Here is a 1,200-nt window from a genome sequence, read left to right as displayed (position 1 = left end):
GCGGGCGTTGACGTCACGTGCCTTGGCCTGCAGTTCGTCGAGGTGCTCCAGACGGCGTAGGCACCGCAGGTCGGTGGGCGAGTTGATGACGGTCTCGACTCGTAGCGCGCGACCGTCCTTGAGGTACTGCTTGACCCGGGAGTTCTTGTAGAAGGTGTTCATCGTGACCTCGGTGTCTCGGGTGACGACCTTGGTGTTGAACACCTCTTGAGTGCGGCGCTGACGACCGCGGCGGATCTGGCGACCGAAGATCAACTCCAGGGTGTCGGGACGTCCGATGTCGAGGTTGTCGATCACCAGCGCCTCGAAGAACGCCCGAGCCCGGCGCGGCTGGTCGAAGACGATGGTGCGGGAAGTCTCGATCTGCCGCATGGACAGCTCCCACCAGTACCCCGCCGCCCGATCGGTCTGGTCCAACGGCAGCGGGAGGATGCTCATCCAGCGTTCGAAGAACACCTTGATCGTCCCAGGACCGAGGCGATCGCAGATCGCCTGCAGCGCGGTGGGGTCCTCACAGGTGGCGAAGCCGTTGGACAGCTCGGTGAACCCGATCCCGGCGTGGGTGGCTTGACGTTTGGCCCACTCGTGTCCGTTGAGCCAGACCTTGATCGGGTAGGGGAAGTAGGCGCAGACCTTGATGAACGTCGGACCGAAGTCCTCGTCCCACAGGTAGAAGTAGAAGCAGGTCACCCGCCGGTCGGCCTTGGCGAAGGAGAACCACGGGACGTTGTTGGGTGCCTGGCGCTGGTGGGCGGCGAAGACGTTCTGGAACTCCTGCGCGATCCCGATCGCCGCCACCCCGGACCGCCCGGTCTTGGCCTGAGCAGTGAGGTGACGCTTCATCACATCGAGCTTCCGGTCACCCTTCTTGAACCGCACGACCGGGATGTGATCTGCATCGGCGAACTCCTTGACCGCGCGGCGGAAACGGGTGCCGATCTTCTCCATGATCGCCGGCGACGGGATCGGGAGTCCGAGGTGCTGGGTCATGAACGAGACCACCTGACCGCCGACCTGCAAGGACGGCACGTAGCCGTTGAGATAGATCCGGTCCAGACACTCCAGATCGAGCCCCACGTGCCCGTCAAGAAGGTCGTTCACCGTCACCGTCTCAGCCATCACCCCAGCGTGCGCTCACCCGGGCGACCACGCCAACCCCAGGACTCGGCGGTCAGAGGCGAAGCCTCACTGGATGATTGA

The 1,200-nt window shown here is 64.1% G+C and carries 1 protein-coding gene; it reads right to left on the bottom strand.

Translation table 11 applies throughout. The features are described 5' to 3' along the window. Positions 1 to 1,119 (bottom strand): hypothetical protein (locus tag RB608_RS28215; protein WP_308091428.1); only part of this gene is annotated, 1,119 nt, incomplete at its 3' end. Positions 1,120 to 1,200: the final 81 nt, after the last annotated feature.

This window comes from Nocardioides sp. LHD-245 (genome assembly GCF_030929495.1).
Lineage (GTDB): Bacteria > Actinomycetota > Actinomycetes > Propionibacteriales > Nocardioidaceae > Nocardioides.
This window is presented reverse-complemented; position numbering and strand designations above follow the sequence as displayed.